This window comes from Salmonella sp. 32070601201500089SM (assembly GCF_017573605.1).
Lineage (GTDB): Bacteria > Pseudomonadota > Gammaproteobacteria > Enterobacterales > Enterobacteriaceae > Salmonella > Salmonella enterica.
Genome location: NZ_JAGETK010000012.1, coordinates 13,513 through 34,125, shown reverse-complemented (window position 1 = coordinate 34,125; position 20,613 = coordinate 13,513). Strand labels below are relative to the sequence as shown.

Below are 20,613 nucleotides of genomic sequence, written 5' to 3'. Positions count from 1 at the left end.
TATGCGTAATCAGCTTTTCATGACGCGATATTACTCCAGCGTAACTAAACCCGTATTAACCCCGCTGGCGTTGGCTATCGCACTGGCGCCTGCGCCGGGGTGGGCGGAAAACTATTTCAACCCGGCATTTCTGTCTGACGACCCGTCTGCGGTGGCCGACCTATCGACCTTTTCCCGTAATGCCCAGGCGGCAGGGATGTATCGCGTTGACGTTTACCTGAACAATACGTTTCTCGCGACCAGAGACATTGCCTTCCAGGCGGTGAAAACGACGGGAAAAAGCGCGCCCACCGATGACAGCGGATTACGCGCCTGCCTGACGCCTGAAATGCTTAAAAATATGGGGGTAAACACCGGGGCGTTTCCACTGTTGGCGAAGGCGGCGGCGGGAAGTTGCCCGGATCTCGCCAGTGCGATACCGGCCGCCCGGACCCGCTTTGATTTTGCGCAGCAACGTCTCGACATTAGCATCCCGCAGGCGGCGATGGTTGCCAGCGCCAGAGGCTATATCCCACCGCAATACTGGGATGAAGGTATTAACGCGTTGCTATTGAATTACACCTTTACCGGCGCGAATAGTCAGGATCGGAGCCCAGGCGGCAGTGCGGAGAACAGCTATTTTCTTGGATTGAATAGCGGCCTTAATCTGGGGGCCTGGCGGTTACGCGACTACTCCACATGGAACGCGAATAGCGGCGATCAGAATAGCGACAGCGACTGGCAGCACATCAGTACTTATCTGGAACGTGATGTGGTCTTTTTGCAGGGAGAACTGACGGCAGGCGATAGTTATACCCCCTCCGCATTATTCGACAGCCTTCCTTTTCGCGGGCTACAACTGGCGTCTGACGACAATATGTTGCCAGACAGCATGAAGGGCTTCGCGCCGACCATTCACGGCATTGCCAGAAGCAACGCGCAAGTGACCATTCGGCAAAACGGCTACATCATTAATCAGCGCTATGTGCCGCCCGGGGCATTTACTATTAATGATCTCTATCCTACCGCCGCCAGCGGCGATTTGACTGTGGAAGTCAAAGAGTCCGACGGTTCTATTAATCGTTATAACGTGCCCTATTCCGCCGTGCCGATTCTACAACGAGAAGGGCGGCTGAAGTATGCGGCGACGGTGGCGGAGTATCGCAGCGAGAGTAGTCAAAAAGAGAAGGTGAAATTCAGTCAGGCGACCTTGATATGGGGGTTACCGCATGGTTTTACGCTGTATGGCGGAACACAACTTTCCAGTCATTATCACGCGCTGGCGATCGGCAGCGGCGCAAATCTGGGCGACTGGGGCGCGGTGTCGCTGGATGTCACCCAGGCTACCAGTACGCTGGCGGATAATAACACCTACCAGGGGCAATCGCTGCGTTTCCTGTATGCCAAATCGCTTGCACAGTCAGGAACCAATTTACAGCTTATGGGCTATCGCTATTCAACCTCGGGCTTTTACACGTTGGATGATACCACGTGGAAACGGATGAGCGGCTATGACGATGACAGTCGGACTGACAGCGATAAAAGCAGGCCGGAATGGGCGGATTATTACAACCTTTATTACACCAGGAGGGGGAAAGTACAACTCGATATCAATCAACAGCTAGGCGGGTTGGGATCGCTTTTTATTACCGGCAGCCAGCAAAGTTACTGGCACACTGATGAAAAGGATTCTTTGTTGCAGGTGGGATACAGCGATACGCTGGCGGGTATTGCATGGAGCGTTTCTTACAACAATAACAAATCCGCAGGCGATGCGGAGCGCGATCAAATTTTCGCGCTGAATATCTCGGTGCCGCTAAGTCAATGGCTGCAACACGATGATGAGGTCACGCGCCATCACAATGTTTACGCTACCTTTAGCACCAGTACGGACAAACAGCATAACGTTACGCAGAATGCGGGCCTTAGCGGCACACTACTGGACGAAAACAATCTTAGTTACAACATACAGCAAGGCTATCAGAATCACGGTATTGGCGAAAGCGGCGCCGCCAGCCTGGAATACGATGGCGCGAAAGGCAATGCCAACATTGGCTATAACGTTAGCGATAACGGCGATTACCAGCAGGTGAATTATGGCCTGAGCGGCGGCCTGGTGGCGCACGCGCATGGAGTGACGCTAAGCCAGCCGTTAGGCAATACCAATATTTTGATTGCCGCGCCGGGCGCAGCCAATGTCGGCGTTGTCGACCAGCCGGGTATTCATACGGACGCGCGTGGCTATGCGGTGGTGCCGTATGCGACGACATATCGCCAAAACCGTATGGCGCTGGACGTTAACGCCATGGCTGATGATGTCGATATTGATGACGCGGTGACTCGCGTTGTGCCGACCGAAGGCGCGCTGGTTCTGGCCAGATTTAAAGCGCGAGTCGGCGCGCGTGCCCTGGTAACGCTGAATCATAACGGTAAGCCTGTACCCTTTGGCGCAACGGTGACGGTGAATGATCGCCATGCGGAGGCGATTGTTGACGAGGCCGGGGAGGTCTATCTTTCCGGGTTGTCAGCGCAAGGCGTTCTGCACGTTCGCTGGGGGAACCTACCGGATCAACAGTGCGTCGCGTCCTATCATCTCTCTTCCTCCCGTCAGATTCTGAGTCGACAACATGCGGAGTGTCATTAAATGAAAATACCTCTTTTATTTGCTCTGCTGGCGGGAAGTGTCGTATCGCAGTACGCCTTCGCAGACGTGTGTAAAAACGTTAACGGTGTACCTTCCAGTATTAATTACGATTTAACGACCACTCTGACGGCAGAACAAAACCAGGTGGGAAAGACGGTTCAACTGGAAAAAAGCCAGGAAGTTAATGTACAGGCGGTGTGTCCCGCCGGCGCGTCGACCTATAGCCAGACTTATCGCTCCTATGTGTCGCCATATCCGGTCGTAGAAACGAGCGGTAACTGGAAATATTTAAAGCTGGACCCGGACTACCTTGAAGGCGGAATGCGAATTGAGGATTCTTCGGCGGGCGATATCTATCCGCCAATGAACAATGTCCTGATGGGATATGATGAAAATGTGAAAGCGGGTCAACCGTTTTACGTTCGTGACTCAAATCTGGAGTTTCAGCTCAAAATTGTTAAACCGTTCGTCGGCACGGTGAATATTAGTCCTAAGACTATGTTCAATGTTTATGTCATGACCGCCGCAGGCGATCCGCTGACAGATGTCGTGTACAGCATTCTTTATAGTGGAACGGTGACCGTTCCGCAAAGCTGCGAAATCAACGCCGGACAAACGATTCTGGTGAATTTCGGCGCATTATACAGCGGCAATTTCAACCATGCAGGCCAAAAGCCGGAGGGGGTACGAGCGAAAAAATTCAGCGTACCGGTAAAGTGCAGCGGTCTGGATTCGCAGGTCAATTTAACAATGCGTCTTATCGCTACGCCGGATAGCCACGTTCCCCAGGCTATCGCTTCGGATAATGCGGATGTCGGCGTAGTGGTCGAAACCGATGAAGGAAACGCGCTTATCCCCAATGATGTACAGAGCGTCGCGCCTTTTATCACCGATAGCGCCGGACGCGCTAACATCACATTGCAAGCCTACCCGGTGAGTACAACAGGTGAAACGCCAGCGGAAGGGGCGTTTACCGCCCTGGCCAGCCTGCGAGTGGACTTTGACTAAATGAACAGATCACACTGCGCTCTTTTTGTCATGGGACTAATCCTGTGTCCACAAATCAATGCCAGCGCTGACGACCTCGCTTATAACCTCGAATTTACCGGCACTATTGTGGCGCAAACTTGCGACATAGATATTTCCAGCCTCAGTCAAAGTATTGATTTAGGGCAGTTTGCAGTTGGCGATTTTCCTTCGACAGGAACAACGACAAAATTTAAGCCCTTTAATATCAACCTCAAAAATTGTTCCCGAGGAATTACCGGGGCGAAGATCTGGTTTACCGGCGAACCCGATCCGGACAATCCCGCGCTACTGGCAATAACCGATACCGGAATGGGAAGCGGAAACATGTTAGCAAGCGGGGTAGGGGTGGAAATTCTGAATGATGATCAGGATACCATCAGTATCAATAATGCCGACTCAGTGGTCTATCCGTTGAAAGCCGGACGCAACACGCTGTCTTTTTATATTCGCTATAAATCGACCCGGCCGACGGTCACGTCCGGGAACGCGACGGCGGTCATGTATTTCGATATGCAGTATGAATGAGGAGCCATCGTAATTATGCGTAACGATATCCTGTACGGCATCGGGATGCTGCTGGCGGCATCCGGCGTCCAGGCGCACGATGGCCGGGTCTATGTCTCCGGAACCATCACGGACAATACGTGTTCGCTCTCTCCAGGCTCGGAAAATATTAACGTGGCGATGGGCGCGGTTTCTCAACGGCAGTTTTATCGCGCGGGCGACGGTTCCGCATGGCAACCTTTTGCTATCGATTTACAGAACTGCGGCAGCACTGCCAGCGGCGTAACGGTCAGTTTTAGCGGTGCGGCGGACAGTCGTAATACGGATTTATTGGCGCTTACCGCAGGGGAAAGCGACGCTTCAGGCATTGGGATTGCGCTTTATGATCAAAATAAAACTTTAATCCCACTGGGGCAGGAGAGTGATGTGGTGACGCTCAGTCCGGGCCAGGCGTCGGCGCATCTGCAATTTTACGCGCGTTATCTTGCCGATGGCGGCACGGTAACGCCCGGGGACGCCAATGCCTCCGCAACCTTCATTCTTGCCTATGAATAAGTTCTTTTTACGCTGCGCGATATATTGGTGCTTGCTTCCCATATCATGGGCGCAGGCTGGCGTGGTAATTGGCGGTACTCGCTTTATCTATCATGCGGGCGCCCCGGCATTAAGCGTACCGGTAAGTAACCATTCAGAAGCGTCCTGGTTAATCGATACGCATATTTTACCAGGCGGCCGCTGGCCCGGAACCAAAAACGAAGGGAATATCACGCCCTTCGTAGTCACGCCGCCATTATTTATGCTTTCAGCGCGCCAGGAAAACTCAATGCGGGTGGTTTATACCGGCGCACCGCTACCCGCCGACAGGGAAAGTCTGTTTACCTTGAGTATCGCCGCTATTCCCTCCGGTAAACCGGAAGCGAACCGTGTACAAATGGCGTTTCGTTCGGCTTTAAAATTGCTCTATCGCCCTGAGGGACTCGCCGGCAATCCGCAGCAGGCCTACCGGCATCTGATCTGGTCGCTTACCCCCGATGGCGCGACGGTACGCAATCCGACACCCTATTACGTTACGCTCTTTTTATTACGCGCTAACGAGCGCGCCCAGGACAACGCCGGGGTCGTGGCTCCCTTTGCAACGCGTCAAACGGACTGGTGCCGGCACGCGGTTCGCTGCACTGTGCGCTGGCAAAGTATTAATGACTATGGGCGGGTAATGACAGCGCAAACCGTGGATCTGACGCGTATTCATTAACCTATTTTTCAGGCGTCTCCCGATAGCGGGAGGCTTTCCGATCTTATCGAACGAGACTTTTATTATGTATTATCACGCGTTAAAACTTTCCCGACTGGCGATGTTGACGTTGGCAGGCGTTGCCGTATCCGCCTCGGCAATCGCCGCCGATTCTGCCCCGACGTCGCAAATTGGCCCGACGGCGGAAGCCTACATCGTCAGTCATCCGGATAAAGTGGGAGAGGTGGTGGCAACGTATTTGGCCGAACATCCGGAATTTTTGGTCGCCGCCAGCGAGACGTTGCATCAGCGTCAGCAGATTGCGCAACAACAGGCGTATGTTCAACTGGCATTACAGTATCGTGCTGAGTTGCTCAGTAGCAGCAGTCCTTCCGTTGGGCCCAGCGAGGCAAAAGCGGCGGTGGTAATGTTCTTTGATTACCAGTGCTCGTGGTGCAGCAAAATGGCGCCTGTGGTCGAAAACCTGATTAAGGCGAACCCGGATACTCGGTTTATTTTCAAAGAGTTTCCTATTTTTTCCTCCCGCTGGCCGGTATCCGGACTGGCGGCAAGAGTCGGCGAACAGGTATGGCTTACACAGGGCGGGGCGAAATATCTCGACTGGCATAATGCGCTTTATGCCACAGGGAAGGTGGAAGGCGCGTTAACGGAACACGATGTCTACACCCTGGCGCAACATTATCTAACGCCGACGCAGCTGGCCGCCGTAAAAGAAGCGCAAAGCAGCGGTGCAGTACATGATGCGCTCCTCACTAACCAGGCACTGGCGCAGCATATGGACTTTAGCGGCACGCCTGCTTTTGTCGTCATGCCTCAAACGCAAAACGGTGATGTAAAACGGGTGACCGTGATCCCGGGAAGCACGACTCAGGATATGTTGCAAATGGCGATTCAGAAAGCGAAGGGGTGATATTCGCTCAGAGGAGAACGCACAGGAGTGAAAGTAAAATGAAGTCTATGCGTTGCGTCATACCGGTGATTTTACTTTCCTTTATCGTTCATGAAGGGACAGCGAAACCGACCGCTCAGATTCATTTTATGGGATCGGTTGTTGAGGCAGGCTGCTGGAATGACGTGGGAACCTTAGAAATTCAATGCCATAATAAAGAGGGAGTTGAACGTTATATTATTGTCGAGAATATTATCACGCCGATATCATCTCCTCATGCAATGGTAAAACGAGATTATTTGGATGAAGATAAGCAATTAACAGTGCTACGCATTGTCTATGACTGAACCGCGTAGCAGACCGCAGGTAGTGTCCCGTCAGTGTCGTGTGAGGATATTATGAAAAATGTTCTCACCTTCCCGGGACACGGTCTACAGACTTTATCTTCAGATAAACGGCGCTAAAAAGAAAAGTACCATCAATAAAAAAAGGATGGGAATACCAATAGATATAATTTTATTACATCGGTGAGTATGATATTGAATAGCTTGTGGCGGTATGTCAGCAGCGTCAATGATAAATCTTTCATCGATTTTTATCCCCTGCCTGGGGAGCGTAACGAACAGTTCGAAAAGCCCGATTTGTTGTAAATCTCGTCGCAGCAGATAAAGAAGTTGCGTCAAATTAGCATCGCTAACAAATTGACTTCGCTCTCCCCAAACTGCGTACGCGACACCTTCACGGATAATCAATTCCTGATGTGCGTTTTCTATTAAATAGCTCAGGCACCAGGCCCGCATAAATGTCATTTTGAACGCTGCATTGCTGCGCAAGGACGTGATTTCCCTTAATGATTCATTGTAAATAAACTCATTATTTATTTTATGCTGTCTCATGATTACTCCATTTGTGCTTTCAGGCCATGACATCCCACTTGTTCCGTATAGTCAGCATCGTTGCAACGTGTCCGCTATGCTATGAGCAAGGATAGGTTGGGGCGACAGGCCTGAAAAATCAACTGTCATTAAATTGGCTAAATTGTTTAAGTGAAATAAATGTTATTGTGTTATTGTTTTTGTGTTCTTTCTATAAGCATGTTGATTCTGTTTTATCAATATTTAATGAGGTATGCATATAACGTGTCGTTTAAGGATTCTCAAACCATGTTTTTGAGCGGTAAATAATATGTATGTCATTATTTTTTATTCAGTTGATGAGAATTGTCTGTTGTGATTCATTAATTTGAAAATGCGGTTAGTTACAAAAAAGGACATAAAAATAATATTTTGCCACCGTTTATGATTAATTTTATTAAGTGGTGCTATGATTTTAGGTTAAGCATTTTTTATGTGCTTGAATGATAATTTATGTTATCTGGTGTAACTTTTATTTCGGCCTATTGGTCGGTCTTATGGATGCTATAGGATATAGGTAAAAAGAACTAAATAAATATTCGATGATGACTTGCTTTCTCAGGATGAAATTTTATGAGTAGATGGCGATATAAAATATTTTTATGATTTTTTTTGTTATTGCGTTATACATGATAACTATGCTGAACATCTTCGGAATATTACGTTGGACGGGCAGAGAAATTGCCTCTGCATTGCAGAAGTCTCATAACGTATAGTCTGGAGAGCATTATGTACGTAAACCAACAGTCCTCACTCGCCATGCCTGCACCAAGAGCGCCGATGAATCAGAAAATTGATACCGATAACGCGATGGTGCAAAACCATAACGCCATATACCAACAGCTCCTCGACCAAATTCGTGATGACAATACATATACACATGCCGTTATTACCTTAATCCTTATGGCACCGCGCCGTTAAGCCTTTATCCTGGTGTCTGAGTTGAAAGCAGCGAACCGGGTATCGTGGAGTTTCTGGTTTTTGACAACGGTAATTACCGTTTCCGCGAAGATAATATCAATCTGCCGCCACCGGGTAACGACCGCATGAGAGTTGTTTTATTTACTGATGTCGTCAACACGCATGGTGTGATCCGGAACGATGTTATTGATATGTTCCATATAATCAGCAATTGCCTGCGAGGTTTACAGCCCTTTAATGTCTTTGACATTTTTACCTTTCGTGAAGTCAAATCCGCCACGGCCTTTACCGATAAAGGAGTCAGCGCGACGGTACTGAATATCTTGTCTGCGACCTGTTTACCTTTGATATCAAATTCGACAATACGCTGTCCCAGCGGTTTTGTGTTGTAGTGTTTGAATTTGGCCGTTTTCGACACATGCAGCATGCCGTTCTTCGGATCGGCTGCATGAGACATCATCGCCTTCAGATCTTTACCGCTAATTTCCACGTTCATTACGTCGTTAGTAAAAGGATACATACTCAGAACATCGCCGAGCAGGTAATCATCGTCATATCAATAATGGTGTGATGGAGGGCACCGTTGTTGTGATGGCTGTGCTGGCAGGTTTTCAGGTATTGCTTACAGCGATAGAGTTGCACTCCTGAGGGGGAAATGACCGTTTCGGATCACCCCCTGAGTTACGGAACAGCGGGGCAAATCACATCAATCTTTGCTATCAGTTATCCAAAAGGTAAAGCTTAGTACAACACTAAATCTGCGGTATGACCTAAAAAGATGAAGTGTTGATTTAATAATAAACATTGAGTTATTTTTTATAAAAAAACATTTCTCGACACATTATTTTTAAATACTTTTATCCTGCGTGATGTGAGATTTATATCACTATTCTATAACTAGATTTGGTTAAACTTCGACACCGGAGTAAAACATATTCATTGATGAATAAAATATAACTATGGGAAATATATTCAATGTCTCTGATAAAGCGAACAGTATTATTTAGTCTCTTACTTACAATATCTACTGTTTTTAGCCATTCTGTACATGCACTGGAATATAAGAATTCATTTGGATCAATTAATGCCGGTTATGCTGACTGGAATAGTGGATTCGTCAATGTACATCGTGGGGAGGTGTGGAAAGTAACTGCTGACTTTGGTGTCAATTTCAAAGAGGCAGAATTCTATTCATTTATTGAAAGCAACGTGTTAAATCACGCTGTTGCTGGAAGAAATCATACTGTTTCTGCCATGACTCATGTACGACTCTTTGATTCAGATTATACTTTCTTCGGTAAGATATATGGTCAATGGGATAACTCATGGGGCGATGACCTCGATATGTTTTATGGAGCGGGGTATTTAGGTTGGAGCGGGAGTTGGGGGTTCTTCAAACCCTATATTGGTCTGCATAATCAATCTGGTGATTATGTCTCGCAGAAATATGGGCAGACAAGCGGCTGGAATGGCTATGTTATTGGCTGGACTGCAGCCTATAATTTTAATTTATTTGGTGAAGATTTTGTTTTATCTGACTGGAATGAAATCGAACTAGATAGAAATGACGCTTATACGGAGCAGCAATTCGGTCGAAATGGATTAAATGGTGGATTAACACTGGCATGGAAATTTTATCCCCGCTGGAAAGCTACTGTGACATATCGTTATTTCGCGAACAAACTAGGTTATGACGGATATGGAGACCAGATGATTTATATGGTCGGATATTCATTTTAAATAAAATCAAAGGAGTTGAAATGAAAAAAACAGTCATTGCCAGCATGATTGGACTGGCGCTTTGTGCGACAAGTACGTTATCTGTCGTGCACGCGGCTGCCGAAAAACGCCCGAACTTAGTTTTTATTGTGGCAGATGATCTTGGCTATGGTGATTTGGCGACTTACGGTCACCAGATAGTGAAAACCCCGAATATTGACCGCCTGGCGAAAGAAGGGGTCAAATTCACTGAATACTATGCGCCGGCTCCTTTGTGTTCTCCTTCCCGCGCCGGGATGTTAACAGGCCGTATGCCCTTCCGCACCGGTGTACGCTCCTGGATCCCTGAAGGTACTAATGTTTCTATTGGACGTAACGAATTGACCATAGCCAATCTGCTGAAACAGCAGGGTTACGATACCGCGATGATGGGTAAACTGCATCTCAACGCCGGGGGCGATCGTACCGATCAGCCGCAGCCGAAAGAGTTAGGTTTTGATTACTCTCTGGTGAACCCGGCTGGCTTTGTGACCGATGCTACGCTGGATAATGCCAAAGAGCGCCCGCGTTACGGCGTCGTCCACCCAACCGGCTGGATGCGTAACGGCAAACATATTGATCGTGCCGATAGCATCAGCGGCGAATTTGTCAGTTCTGAAGTGGTGAACTGGCTAGATAACAAGAAAGACGACAAACCGTTCTTCTTATACGTTGCCTTTACGGAAGTTCACAGCCCACTGGCCTCGCCGAAAAAATACCTCGATATGTATTCACAATACATGAGCGAATACCAGAAGCAGCATCCCGATCTGTTCTACGGCGACTGGGCGGATAAACCGTGGCGCGGTACCGGTGAATATTACGCCAATATCAGCTATATGGATGCGCAAGTCGGTAAAGTACTGGATAAAATTAAAGCGATGGGGGAAGAAGATAATACCATTGTCATCTTCACCAGTGATAACGGCCCGGTGACGCGTGAAGCGCGTAAAGTCTACGAGCTGAACCTCGCAGGCGAGACTGACGGTCTGCGCGGACGTAAAGATAACCTGTGGGAAGGCGGTATTCGCGTTCCGGCAATTATCAAATACGGTAAACACATTCCACAGGGCGTCGTTACCGATACGCCTGTGTATGGTCTGGACTGGATGCCGACGCTGGCGAACATGATGGATTTCAAACTGCCTACTGATCGTACATACGACGGGCAATCGCTGGTTCCGCTGTTGGAGCAGAAAACGTTAAAACGTAATAAGCCGCTGATCTTCGGTATTGATATGCCGTTCCAGGATGATCCGACCGATGAATGGGCGATCCGCGACGGTGACTGGAAAATGATCATCGATCGTGAAAATAAACCTAAATACCTCTATAACCTGAAAAAAGATCGGTTCGAAACGCTGAACCAAATTGGCAAACAGCCTGAAATTGAAAAACAGCTGTATGGCAAGTTCCTGAAAATGAAACAGGACATCGATAACGACTCATTAATGAAAGCCCGTGGCGACAAACCAACGCCGGTGACCTGGGGCTAAAAGGATAATTATAAAAAATTAAGTATGCCACTTAGGGCTCTGCCCGCCTGATTCAGCGCCCTCGTGCTGAGTCAGGTTCTTTTATTTTAGGGATACGGAAAATATGCAACGGAAAAGCTGTCAGGTAATGATCAAACCGACCGGGTCGGTGTGTAATCTTGATTGTAAATATTGCTTCTATCTGGAAAAGGAAATGCTCTATCCCGATAGAAAAAACCATTACAAGATGACGGAAGAAACGCTGGCGTTGTTTGTGCAACAGCATATTGCGGCGCAGGACGTGGATGAAGTGATTTTTGCGTGGCAGGGTGGGGAACCGACGCTGATGGGGCTGCCATTTTACCGCCAGGCTGTAGCGCTCCAGCAACGTTATGCTAATGGAAAAGCCATCGTTAATACTTTTCAGACCAATGGCATTCTGATTGATGATGAATGGGCGAGATTCTTCAGGGCGCATGACTTTCTGGTTGGTATTTCGATTGATGGCGATGCGGCGCTGCACGACGAATGGCGAGTAACTCGCGCAGGGCAACCTACCCATCATAAAGTTGAACAGGCGATAAAATGCCTGGCGAGTCATGGCGTTGAATTTAATACTCTCACGGTGGTGAGTCAGAGCAATATGCTGCACCCGCAGCGGGTTTATGCGTATCTGAAATCTATCGGCAGCCGCTATATGCAGTTTATTCCGCTAGTGGAAAGAGCGGCAAATAAAGACGGAATGCTGGCGCATCCGCAGGACGAGCAAACCGCAGTAACCCCCTGGTCAGTGGACGGATTACAGTTTGGAAAGTTCCTGAATGCCATTTTTGATATCTGGATCCGCGAAGATATTGGTGATATCGGCATTCAACTCTTTGAACAAACGCTGGCGGCATGGTGTGGACTCCCCCCTCAGGTTTGCGTTTTTGCGCCCGTTTGCGGTAGCGCTTTTGCAATGGAAATGAATGGCGATGTGTATAACTGCGATCATTTCGTTTACCCGCAATATAAGCTCGGCAATATTAACGACACGCCGCTGCGTCAGATGAATAATAGCGCGCAAAACCAGCAGTTTGGTCTCGATAAAAGCCGCACGATGGCGCAGGAATGCCATACCTGCCCGTGGCAATTCGCCTGTTATGGCGGTTGCCCTAAACACCGCTTTTTGCCTTCGGCTTGCGGACCGATGAAGCAAAACTATCTTTGTGCCGGCTATCAGTGCTTTTTCTCTCATACCGCGCCAATGATGAAAGCGATGAAAACCCTTTACGTAAATAACCTGTCACCGGCGGAGATCCGGTCTGTTTTTTTTAAGTAATGCTCAAGGAGGAACGCATGTTTGCCAATATTAATGTGGACTGCTGTAAAACGCCGGGATGTAAAAATCTGGGCGTGTTGAACAGTCCGGATTATGTCCGCCAGGGAAAAGATGTTCTTTGTCGGGAATGTGGTTTCCTGTTTCCTGTTATTTCCGCTGGGGCGTTAAATCTTTTTCGCCACACGGTAAACCGGGGATGGAAAGGCCTGGTCAAACAGTGTCCTGCCTGCGGCAGCACCTCATTAAAGAAATACGGCTTCTCGACTCAGGGCGAACACCGCATGGCGTGTAGTCAGTGTCGGAAAACGTTCATCGTCCCCGAAAAGGCAAAAAGCGATTGCCGACAGGACGAGCTGGCAACCCTAATTGAGGAAGGGACGTCGCTTGCCGGGATCCGCTCACAGCTGAAATTAGACAGCACAGGTCTTAACCGGGCGCTGTTTAAACTATCCCGTAATGCAAACCTTGCAGAGCGATGCCAGCAGTTTCCGGCCTTCGATATCGCACTCAGCACCCGCGCTTTCAGGGTGAACTATAACGGTGGAGACAGCAGCCTGTATGTTCTGGTGACGGCAGAAGAACAAAGCGGAAGGGTGGTGGCGATTTCGTCAAATTATTCAGCACAGCCGCTGGATAAAGCCTGGCAGTATCAGTCGTATTATGAAGAACGGCTACCTCCGGGTACGCTGGCGCATATGGTGCAACGTAAGGAAGCGATTACAGCGCGCCGCGAAACTTTATTTGATATCGACTACGGTCCGGCCTCGTTATATAAGAATGACTCCGGAATGATCGTAAAGCCGGTGTTGCCTGCCTACCGCCATTTTGAACTGGTGCGGATGCTGACGGACGAACGCTCCTTAAACGTTCAGCATTACCTCGATCATGAATGCTTTATTCTGGGGGGATGCATGATGGCGAATATGCCGCATGTCCATCAGGGCCGTTGCCATATTTCATTTGTCAAAGAACGCGGTACGACGCCGCTGCAAAAAGATATTCCGCCACGCCTGTTTTTAAGCGGCGGTATCCGTAACAATGTCTGGCGTACTTTTTCTACCCGCGATTATGCTATGGCGGTGTGTAATCTCACCGGTAATAAAAAAATTACCCAGCAACGTTATGCTACGTTACAAGGCGCGACGGCGTTCATTAATTATCTGTATGCGCATCCTTTTTTGGCGCAGCTTAATCGTCTGTCACCGGCAAATGTGACGGCAACGCTGGATTATCTGAAGTATGAATATAATCAATCCCGTAAGGTCGGATAACGCATCGCATGCCGTGTGATAGAGCTGAGTCGATGGCTTTTGATTATCAGCCCAACCCTCTCCAGCGTATCTATTTCGTTGTTCCAGCAAGGAACGACAACGATATACTGGAGAGATCATGGGGCCGTTCAAACATCAAAAGAATACGCTTCCTGCCCCGTGTCTTGCCGTCAATCAGAGGCTTGATAAGCAAAATGCGATGGTGCTCAACCATACGGCGATTTATGAGCACAGCCTCAGCCAGATTACAGAAAGTAATACAGTACAAAATGCGCTGATTATTCTTAATCCGCTTATGGCCGCGCCATCTCTTGCCAGCCTGGCGAGAGCGATATTATCGATCCGCAGGCGGGCAGCGAGGCGATGGGGCTGCTAATTTTACAGGAGATTGCGCCTACGGAGAAAACCGTGCTTTTTGAAGCGACCATGACGTCAGGTTACTACAAAAACGCGGAAACGAACGGGGAAGGCTATCGCTACGATATTACCAGTTTCCGGGTGTATAAAATGGATCTGTACGCGTAGCGGTCTATCATCAATGACTGACTGCACTAAAAAAGTCCGGCGTAAGTCGGACTTCATTTCGTAAAAAACGAGCTATTCATCATATATAATCTAATTTTAACGATGAGTCAGGCGAGGTAAGATAGTAGATCCGAAGAATTCACCTGATTGAGAGAATAAAAAGTGAAACATCTGCACCGATTTTTTAGCAGCGATGCCTCTGGGGGCATCATTCTCATCATCGCCGCTGCGCTGGCTATGCTGATGGCCAATATGGGCGCGACCAGTGGATGGTATCATGATTTTCTGGAGACGCCGGTTCAGCTACGGGTTGGGGCGCTTGAGATCAACAAAAACATGCTGTTGTGGATCAACGATGCGCTGATGGCCGTGTTTTTCCTGTTGATTGGCCTGGAAGTTAAGCGCGAACTGATGCAAGGCTCGTTAGCCAGTCTGCGCCAGGCCGCTTTTCCGGTGATTGCCGCCATCGGCGGGATGATTGTACCGGCATTGCTCTATCTGGCCTTTAACTACTCCGATCCGGTCACTCGCGAGGGCTGGGCTATTCCTGCCGCGACGGATATCGCCTTTGCGCTGGGCGTGTTGGCGCTGTTGGGCAGCCGGGTTCCGCTGGCGCTGAAAATTTTCCTGATGGCGCTGGCGATCATCGATGATCTCGGCGCCATCGTTATTATCGCACTGTTTTATACCAGCGATCTTTCTATCGTCTCGCTGGGCGTGGCGGCGTTCGCGATTGCCGTGCTGGCGCTGCTGAACCTGTGCGGCGTCAGACGGACTGGGGTATATATTCTGGTCGGGGCAGTGCTGTGGACGGCGGTACTGAAGTCCGGCGTTCACGCGACGCTGGCAGGCGTCATTGTCGGTTTCTTTATTCCGCTGAAAGAAAAACACGGTCGCTCGCCGGCGAAGCGTCTGGAGCATGTTCTGCACCCGTGGGTCGCGTACCTGATCCTGCCGCTCTTCGCTTTTGCGAATGCTGGCGTTTCTCTTCAGGGCGTCACGATTGACGGTCTGACCTCCATGCTGCCGTTGGGAATTATTGCCGGTCTGCTGATTGGTAAGCCGCTGGGGATTAGTCTGTTTTGCTGGCTGGCGCTGCGTTTCAAGCTGGCGCATCTGCCGCAGGGGACCACTTATCAGCAAATCATGGCGGTCGGCATTTTGTGTGGCATTGGCTTTACGATGTCCATCTTTATCGCCAGCCTGGCATTTGGCAATGTCGATCCGGAACTTATTAACTGGGCGAAATTGGGCATTTTGATTGGTTCATTGCTCTCCGCAGTGGTGGGGTATAGCTGGTTGCGCGCGCGTTTGAACGCGCCGGCATAACCAGTACGAAGGAAAGGGGGAGCGATGTATCGCTCCCTTACGACATTGAACAGGGAGAGGAATGAGCATGTCTCATATTAACTACAACCATCTTTATTACTTCTGGCATGTCTATAAAGAAGGTTCTGTCGTGGGCGCCGCAGAGGCGCTTTTTCTGACGCCGCAAACCATTACTGGTCAAATTAAAGCCCTGGAAGAGCGTTTACAGGGGAAGCTATTTAAACGTAAGGGACGCGGTCTTGAGCCCAGCGAACTGGGCGAGCTGGTTTTTCGCTATGCGGATAAAATGTTTACGCTAAGCCAGGAGATGCTGGATATCGTCAATTACCGCAAAGAATCAAACCTGTTGTTTGACGTCGGCGTCGCCGATGCTTTATCCAAGCGTCTGGTCAGCAGCGTTCTGGATGCGGCGGTGGTGGTGGATGAACCCATACATCTGCGTTGCTTTGAGTCGACGCACGAAATGTTGCTCGAACAGCTCAGCCAGCACAAGCTGGATATGATTATCTCCGACTGCCCGATAGATTCCACGCAGCAGGAGGGGCTATTCTCAGTCAAAATCGGCGAATGCAGCGTCAGTTTCTGGTGTACGAATCCGCTTCCCGAAAAAGCGTTCCCTGCCTGCCTGGAAGAGCGACGGTTGCTGGTGCCGGGACGGCGCTCAATGCTGGGGCGTAAGTTGTTGAACTGGTTTAATTCACAGGGGTTGCAGGTTGAGATCCTCGGTGAATTTGATGACGCGGCCTTAATGAAGGCGTTTGGCGCGACGCACGATGCGATTTTTGTGGCGCCGAGCCTTTATTCACTGGATTTTTATGCCGATGAGTCGGTAATAGAGATTGGGCGCGTGGAGAATGTCATGGAAGAATATCATGCGATTTTTGCCGAGAGAATGATCCAGCATCCGGCGGTGCAGCGTATTTGCAATGCGGACTACTCGGCATTGTTTAAACTACAGTAGACATACCTACCGTAATACTTCCGGCTGCGGTACTAACCCGCAGCCGGAATCATTCTACAAGTTCAGCAGGCTACGGTACTGCCCACCTTCGCGGATAAACACCGGAATTCTGTTCAGTGGCGTAGCGTACTGCAGCGTCTGCCCTCCTGAATAGCTTTCACCGGTCGCAAGATCCGTCCATGTTTCCCCTTCCGGTAGCCAGATATCACGTTCGCGCATACCTTCATGCATGACGGGGGCGATCAGCAGGTCAGGACCAAAACAATACTGGTCGGTGATTGCCCAACTTGTTTCCTGTTCGGGGAATTCAAAGAACAGGGGGCGCATCACTGGCGTATTGTGCTTATGGGTTTCCTCCATCAGCGCTTTGATATAGGGCTTGAGTTTTTCTCGCAACGCCAGGCAACCTGTCAGTACCTCGCATACTTCCTCACCGTAGCTCCAGACCTCGTTCGGCGCACCTGTAGGGCATTGAGCAATGCCATCCCGGTACGGTTGCGCGGGTAAAATCTGCGGATCGCGGTTGCCGTGCAGACGCATCACCGGACTAAAGACGCCCCACTGGAACCAGCGAATCAGCAATTCATGGAATTTTGGGTCGTGAATATTGCCACCATGAAAACCGCCGATATCCGTCGTCCACCACGGTATCCCCGCGATTCCCATATTGAGTCCGGCAGCAAACTGGTTGCGCAGCGATCTAAACGAGGAGTGAATATCCCCTGACCAGACCAGAGCGCCGTACTTCTGACTGCCGGCCCAGGCGCAGCGTAGCAGGTTGATAACCTGGTCTTCGCCATCGGCTTTCATGCCGTCAAAAAAGGTTTTAGCGTACATACGTGGGTAGATATTGCCCACTTCCAGTACCGGCCCGGCATGGTAGCGATAGTTGTCGTAGTCGTAAACGCTGAACTCAGGTTCGGCTTCATCTAACCAGAATAACTTCACGCCTTTATCGTAATAGTTGCGTTTGGCTTTGCCCCAGACGTAGTCGCGCGCGCCCGGATGAGTCGCATCAAAGTAAGTGGTATTGCCGAGGAAATCCATATTGATCGGCAAGCCACGTTCCGTTTGTACCAGCCAGCCGTTTTCGCGCATCTCCCGATAGCTTTCGGTACGGTTATCCACCGTCGGCCAGACGGAGACCATCAGCTCAATTCCCAGCGATTTCAGCTCGGCAATCATGGCATCAGGATCGGGCCAGTCGCGCGCATCGAACATCCAGTCACCCTGATTCGGCCAGTGAAAGAAGTCGATAACGATCACTGAGATAGGCAGATTGCGGCGCTTATATTCGCGGGCGACCTCCAGCAGCTCTTCCTGCGTACGATAACGGAGTTTGCACTGCCAGAAGCCCATGGCGTAGTCCGGCATCATCGGCGGCGTGCCGGTAGCCAGCGCGTAAGCCCGGCTAATTTCTGCCGGGGTATCGCCTGCCGTGATCCAGTAGTCTAACTGTTCGCTGACCTGCGCTTCCCATTCGGTAACGTTTTGGGCAAAGGTTACGCGTCCGACTGCCGGGTTGTTCCATAAAAATCCGTAGCCCAGACTGGAGAGCATAAATGGTACTGAGGCCTGGGAGTTACGTTGCGCCAGCTCAAGCACGCATCCTTTGAGATCCAGGTTGGCCTGTTGATACTGCCCCATGCCATAAATTTTTTCCCCTTCGGTGGCTTCGAAGCGGGCTTTCAGTGAATATTTCCCACCCTGAATCGGGCGGAACTCGCGTCCCTCAAGGTTGAGTGCGCTGACGTACTGGCCGTGAGATGATTCATCCTCGCCAATTTCGCCCCGCAGGCGCCAAAACTCCTGCAACAGGGGTTTGTGTGGATGGCGGTAAAAGGTAACTTGTCCTTTTTGATTGACGATAGCGATAATTTTGCCGTTGGTCAGCGTTGCCTGGTGGTGCTCATAATCAATGTGGCACTGGCTTTCTGCGACTGGCTCAGTCAATGCCCAGTCTTCATTTCTCATTACCGGCAGATGACGGCCACTGCGTACGCGCAGGCTGTTCTCGCCCCAGGGTTCAATCCATAAATAGCGATCGTTTTGCTGCCAGACCAGACGACGCGGGTCTTGTTGCATAAATGGCATGGTGGTGCCTCCCATATTCGAGGGTGAAGGTAAAGAACGTTATGAGTTGACGGTTTCCAGATCGTGGCGAATCTTCTCTTCCATCGCTTCGTATTTGCGAAAGAAAAGTAGTGGGATCGCTGCGAGCGCGAAGAGTAGGGCGGGTGCCCAGATAAAGGCCCAGATAATGCCCTCCAGACCCGCAGCACTCTGGGCATGGTTGGGGACATAGCCAAAACTGTTCATGATCCAGGCGGCGAAAGCGGTGCCGAGGCCACTACCCATCTTGATGCAGAAGGTGCTGCCGAAGGCGATAAGAATGCCGGTAGCCTTAATACCGGTCTTCCAGGCGCCGAAATCGACGGCGAAGCCCAGCATGGCAAACGGCATTGAGCAGGCGATACCGCTGCCGATATTGCCGAGTATCCAGGCGGCGATGAGGAAAGTAATGTTGTCCGCTGCCAGCCACATCATGACGCCGCCAAACGTGGCGACCAGCAGACCGCCTACCCATATCCAGGTTTTAGCCAGGTATTTGCTAAAGAAGGGGATAGCGATGATAAACAGGATCTGAATCGTCGCCAGGCTGTTAATCAGCGGTACCAGATCTTTACGGTCGAGGTTGTAGGTCAGATAATAGACAATGGTCGTGTTGCGCTGCTGTAGGGCAATCCAGAAGATCAGATTAGCCAGCACCATCAGGATCCACGGCCAGTTACCTTTCATCGCCGCGAAACTTTTTTTCATCGGCAACTTAGGTTCATGCTGTATTTTATCCGTATCCATTTCACGAATGTTTTTAAACGCAAAGAGCGTTAGCGCGCAGGATATAATGGCAAACGTAATTGCCGTATAAATAAAACCAGCGTGATCATCACCGTTACCTAAAAAAGCGACTAACGGCAAGGCGGTCGCGTTCATTAATAAAACCCCAATTTGCCCACCGGTCATTCGCCAGGAATTTAAAACCAGTCTTTCCTTGGGAGATAAGGTCATCAGGGGTAATATTGCACTGAGTGGTGTATTAAGTCCGGTAAATAGAATGCTGGCAATCATATAAGATATTGCTGCATAGATGGCTTTTCCTGTCATACTGATATCAGGAGACCAAAATGACAGCGCGCTGAATACCGCAAAAGGCAGCGGTAACCATAAAAACCAGGGACGACATTTACCGTAGCGTGAACGCGTTTTATCGATGATGATCCCCCATATGGGGGCGTCTATGCCATCGATAATACGCGCCAGCAGCAGGATAACGCCTGCTACGGCAAGGCTAATGCCCGCAACGTCTGTGTAGAAATATAAAATGTACGTTGAACCGAAGCAGTACAGCAGATTACCCGCCACATCCAAAGAGCCGTAGCTAATACGCTGTAGTAAAGACAATGATGCTGACCCGGAAGGCTGGGTATCCTCAATGACAGAACTCATAATGATAACTCCGATATTGGTACGATACGCCCAGAAAAACAACCTCTACTTTCTAAGCAAGTTTTGAATATTATTTTTATGTCGTTTTTGAATTTAACCTCAGATTAAAATGAGTAAGTAAGGTGTACATGAAAAGTAGTTAACCCGACGGCATCAATCAATTATTAAATCTTACATCAGGATTGCGTTTATTAGTTTTTGAATGAGCGATGTTTTTATTTGCTAAGGTGGTCACAATTTTTTCAGTAATGAAATAAAAAAAGGAAAATAGTGAAAGAAAATAACTTTCAAGTATTACGTGACTAAGGGAGGGGTAGCTGAAAAAATCGGCTGG

The 20,613-nt window shown here is 49.5% G+C and carries 18 protein-coding genes and 2 pseudogenes; 16 read left to right on the top strand and 4 right to left on the bottom strand.

Annotated elements, in window-relative coordinates:
* The first annotated feature begins 1 nt into the window (after position 1).
* The 7 genes from bcfC to J4728_RS17760 all read left to right on the top strand — a co-directional run bounded on the left by bcfC (position 2) and on the right by J4728_RS17760 (position 6,644).
* Positions 2 to 2,623, top strand: a complete 2,622-nt coding sequence (gene bcfC, locus J4728_RS17790; RefSeq protein WP_001245867.1) for a fimbrial usher BcfC — start codon at positions 2 to 4, stop codon at positions 2,621 to 2,623.
* Positions 2,624 to 3,631 (top strand): fimbrial protein BcfD, encoded by a 1,008-nt coding sequence (locus J4728_RS17785; RefSeq protein WP_000701247.1) that lies wholly within the window; start codon positions 2,624 to 2,626, stop codon positions 3,629 to 3,631. It abuts the gene before it with no gap.
* Positions 3,632 to 4,177: a fimbrial protein BcfE gene (locus tag J4728_RS17780; protein ID WP_001082042.1), complete on the top strand. Its 546-nt coding sequence runs from the start codon at positions 3,632 to 3,634 to the stop codon at positions 4,175 to 4,177.
* Positions 4,178 to 4,192: 15 nt separating this feature from the next.
* Entirely contained in the window at positions 4,193 to 4,711 is a 519-nt protein-coding gene (locus tag J4728_RS17775) for a fimbrial protein BcfF (protein WP_001243234.1), read from the top strand.
* Positions 4,677 to 5,408, top strand: a complete 732-nt coding sequence (gene bcfG, locus J4728_RS17770) for a fimbrial chaperone BcfG (RefSeq protein ID WP_077910634.1) — start codon at positions 4,677 to 4,679, stop codon at positions 5,406 to 5,408. Before J4728_RS17775 ends, bcfG begins: the two co-directional genes overlap by 35 nt.
* 64 nt (positions 5,409 to 5,472) lie before the next feature.
* Positions 5,473 to 6,318 (top strand): DsbA family protein, encoded by an 846-nt coding sequence (locus tag J4728_RS17765; protein WP_000291399.1) that lies wholly within the window; start codon positions 5,473 to 5,475, stop codon positions 6,316 to 6,318.
* 38 nt (positions 6,319 to 6,356) lie between these two features.
* Positions 6,357 to 6,644 (top strand): hypothetical protein, encoded by a 288-nt coding sequence (locus tag J4728_RS17760; protein ID WP_000839832.1) that lies wholly within the window; start codon positions 6,357 to 6,359, stop codon positions 6,642 to 6,644.
* 99 nt (positions 6,645 to 6,743) lie between these two features.
* On the opposite strand, the gene J4728_RS17755 is transcribed toward J4728_RS17760, so the two are convergent.
* Positions 6,744 to 7,193 (bottom strand): transcriptional regulator, encoded by a 450-nt coding sequence (locus J4728_RS17755; protein WP_001248820.1) that lies wholly within the window; start codon positions 7,191 to 7,193, stop codon positions 6,744 to 6,746.
* Between the two features lie 747 nt (positions 7,194 to 7,940).
* Between J4728_RS17755 and J4728_RS17750 the strand changes: the two genes are divergently transcribed.
* Positions 7,941 to 8,132, top strand: a complete 192-nt coding sequence (locus J4728_RS17750; RefSeq protein ID WP_012218477.1) for a hypothetical protein — start codon at positions 7,941 to 7,943, stop codon at positions 8,130 to 8,132.
* Between the two features lie 137 nt (positions 8,133 to 8,269).
* On the opposite strand, the pseudogene J4728_RS17745 reads toward J4728_RS17750, so the two are convergent.
* A pseudogene (locus tag J4728_RS17745) lies at positions 8,270 to 8,667 on the bottom strand (5'-nucleotidase C-terminal domain-containing protein); the annotation flags it as partial.
* A 440-nt stretch (positions 8,668 to 9,107) separates the two neighbouring features.
* Here J4728_RS17745 and J4728_RS17740 point away from each other — a divergent pair.
* The 8 genes and pseudogenes from J4728_RS17740 (at position 9,108) to nhaR (ending at position 16,772) form a co-directional block, all read left to right on the top strand.
* Positions 9,108 to 9,872 (top strand): outer membrane protein OmpK, encoded by a 765-nt coding sequence (locus J4728_RS17740; RefSeq protein ID WP_000052612.1) that lies wholly within the window; start codon positions 9,108 to 9,110, stop codon positions 9,870 to 9,872.
* 20 nt (positions 9,873 to 9,892) lie between these two features.
* Positions 9,893 to 11,386 carry a sulfatase gene (locus J4728_RS17735; protein WP_000754366.1) on the top strand — a complete coding sequence of 498 codons (1,494 nt, stop codon included), beginning with the start codon at positions 9,893 to 9,895 and terminating at the stop codon, positions 11,384 to 11,386.
* A gap of 103 nt (positions 11,387 to 11,489) precedes the next feature.
* Positions 11,490 to 12,686 carry an anaerobic sulfatase maturase gene (locus tag J4728_RS17730; protein WP_001189145.1) on the top strand — a complete coding sequence of 399 codons (1,197 nt, stop codon included), beginning with the start codon at positions 11,490 to 11,492 and terminating at the stop codon, positions 12,684 to 12,686.
* 17 nt (positions 12,687 to 12,703) lie between these two features.
* On the top strand, positions 12,704 to 13,957 hold the full coding sequence (locus J4728_RS17725; protein WP_000457885.1) for a hypothetical protein: 1,254 nt from the start codon (positions 12,704 to 12,706) through the stop codon (positions 13,955 to 13,957).
* A gap of 118 nt (positions 13,958 to 14,075) precedes the next feature.
* Complete coding sequence (locus J4728_RS17720) at positions 14,076 to 14,333, top strand: hypothetical protein (protein ID WP_000528983.1); 258 nt, start codon at positions 14,076 to 14,078, stop codon at positions 14,331 to 14,333.
* Positions 14,255 to 14,482: pseudogene (locus J4728_RS17715) on the top strand (arylsulfatase); the annotation flags it as partial. The gene J4728_RS17720 and the pseudogene J4728_RS17715, both read left to right, overlap by 79 nt.
* Positions 14,483 to 14,644: 162 nt before the next feature.
* The gene (gene nhaA, locus J4728_RS17710; protein ID WP_000681340.1) at positions 14,645 to 15,811 is read left to right on the top strand and encodes a Na+/H+ antiporter NhaA; all 1,167 of its coding nucleotides are present in this window, start codon (positions 14,645 to 14,647) and stop codon (positions 15,809 to 15,811) included.
* A 61-nt stretch (positions 15,812 to 15,872) separates the two neighbouring features.
* Positions 15,873 to 16,772 carry a transcriptional activator NhaR gene (gene nhaR, locus J4728_RS17705; RefSeq protein ID WP_000062872.1) on the top strand — a complete coding sequence of 300 codons (900 nt, stop codon included), beginning with the start codon at positions 15,873 to 15,875 and terminating at the stop codon, positions 16,770 to 16,772.
* 54 nt (positions 16,773 to 16,826) lie between these two features.
* Here nhaR and J4728_RS17700 read toward each other — a convergent pair whose 3' ends face one another.
* Positions 16,827 to 18,866 (bottom strand): TIM-barrel domain-containing protein, encoded by a 2,040-nt coding sequence (locus J4728_RS17700; RefSeq protein ID WP_001647565.1) that lies wholly within the window; start codon positions 18,864 to 18,866, stop codon positions 16,827 to 16,829.
* Between the two features lie 39 nt (positions 18,867 to 18,905).
* Entirely contained in the window at positions 18,906 to 20,279 is a 1,374-nt protein-coding gene (locus tag J4728_RS17695; RefSeq protein WP_000099989.1) for an MFS transporter, read from the bottom strand.
* Positions 20,280 to 20,613: the final 334 nt, after the last annotated feature.

What these genes read in the sequence shown, in the direction of transcription:
- bcfC (WP_001245867.1), top strand. Translation starts at nt 2, where the DNA reads ATGCGTAATCAGCTTTTCATGACGCGATATTACTCCAGCGTAACTAAA.
- J4728_RS17785 (WP_000701247.1), top strand. Translation starts at nt 2,624, where the DNA reads ATGAAAATACCTCTTTTATTTGCTCTGCTGGCGGGAAGTGTCGTATCG.
- J4728_RS17780 (WP_001082042.1), top strand. Translation starts at nt 3,632, where the DNA reads ATGAACAGATCACACTGCGCTCTTTTTGTCATGGGACTAATCCTGTGT.
- J4728_RS17775 (WP_001243234.1), top strand. Translation starts at nt 4,193, where the DNA reads ATGCGTAACGATATCCTGTACGGCATCGGGATGCTGCTGGCGGCATCC.
- bcfG (WP_077910634.1), top strand. Translation starts at nt 4,677, where the DNA reads ATGCCTCCGCAACCTTCATTCTTGCCTATGAATAAGTTCTTTTTACGC.
- J4728_RS17765 (WP_000291399.1), top strand. Translation starts at nt 5,473, where the DNA reads ATGTATTATCACGCGTTAAAACTTTCCCGACTGGCGATGTTGACGTTG.
- J4728_RS17760 (WP_000839832.1), top strand. Translation starts at nt 6,357, where the DNA reads ATGAAGTCTATGCGTTGCGTCATACCGGTGATTTTACTTTCCTTTATC.
- J4728_RS17755 (WP_001248820.1), bottom strand. Translation starts at nt 7,193, where the DNA reads ATGAGACAGCATAAAATAAATAATGAGTTTATTTACAATGAATCATTA.
- J4728_RS17750 (WP_012218477.1), top strand. Translation starts at nt 7,941, where the DNA reads ATGTACGTAAACCAACAGTCCTCACTCGCCATGCCTGCACCAAGAGCG.
- J4728_RS17740 (WP_000052612.1), top strand. Translation starts at nt 9,108, where the DNA reads ATGTCTCTGATAAAGCGAACAGTATTATTTAGTCTCTTACTTACAATA.
- J4728_RS17735 (WP_000754366.1), top strand. Translation starts at nt 9,893, where the DNA reads ATGAAAAAAACAGTCATTGCCAGCATGATTGGACTGGCGCTTTGTGCG.
- J4728_RS17730 (WP_001189145.1), top strand. Translation starts at nt 11,490, where the DNA reads ATGCAACGGAAAAGCTGTCAGGTAATGATCAAACCGACCGGGTCGGTG.
- J4728_RS17725 (WP_000457885.1), top strand. Translation starts at nt 12,704, where the DNA reads ATGTTTGCCAATATTAATGTGGACTGCTGTAAAACGCCGGGATGTAAA.
- J4728_RS17720 (WP_000528983.1), top strand. Translation starts at nt 14,076, where the DNA reads ATGGGGCCGTTCAAACATCAAAAGAATACGCTTCCTGCCCCGTGTCTT.
- nhaR (WP_000062872.1), top strand. Translation starts at nt 15,873, where the DNA reads ATGAGCATGTCTCATATTAACTACAACCATCTTTATTACTTCTGGCAT.
- J4728_RS17700 (WP_001647565.1), bottom strand. Translation starts at nt 18,866, where the DNA reads ATGCCATTTATGCAACAAGACCCGCGTCGTCTGGTCTGGCAGCAAAAC.
- J4728_RS17695 (WP_000099989.1), bottom strand. Translation starts at nt 20,279, where the DNA reads ATGAGTTCTGTCATTGAGGATACCCAGCCTTCCGGGTCAGCATCATTG.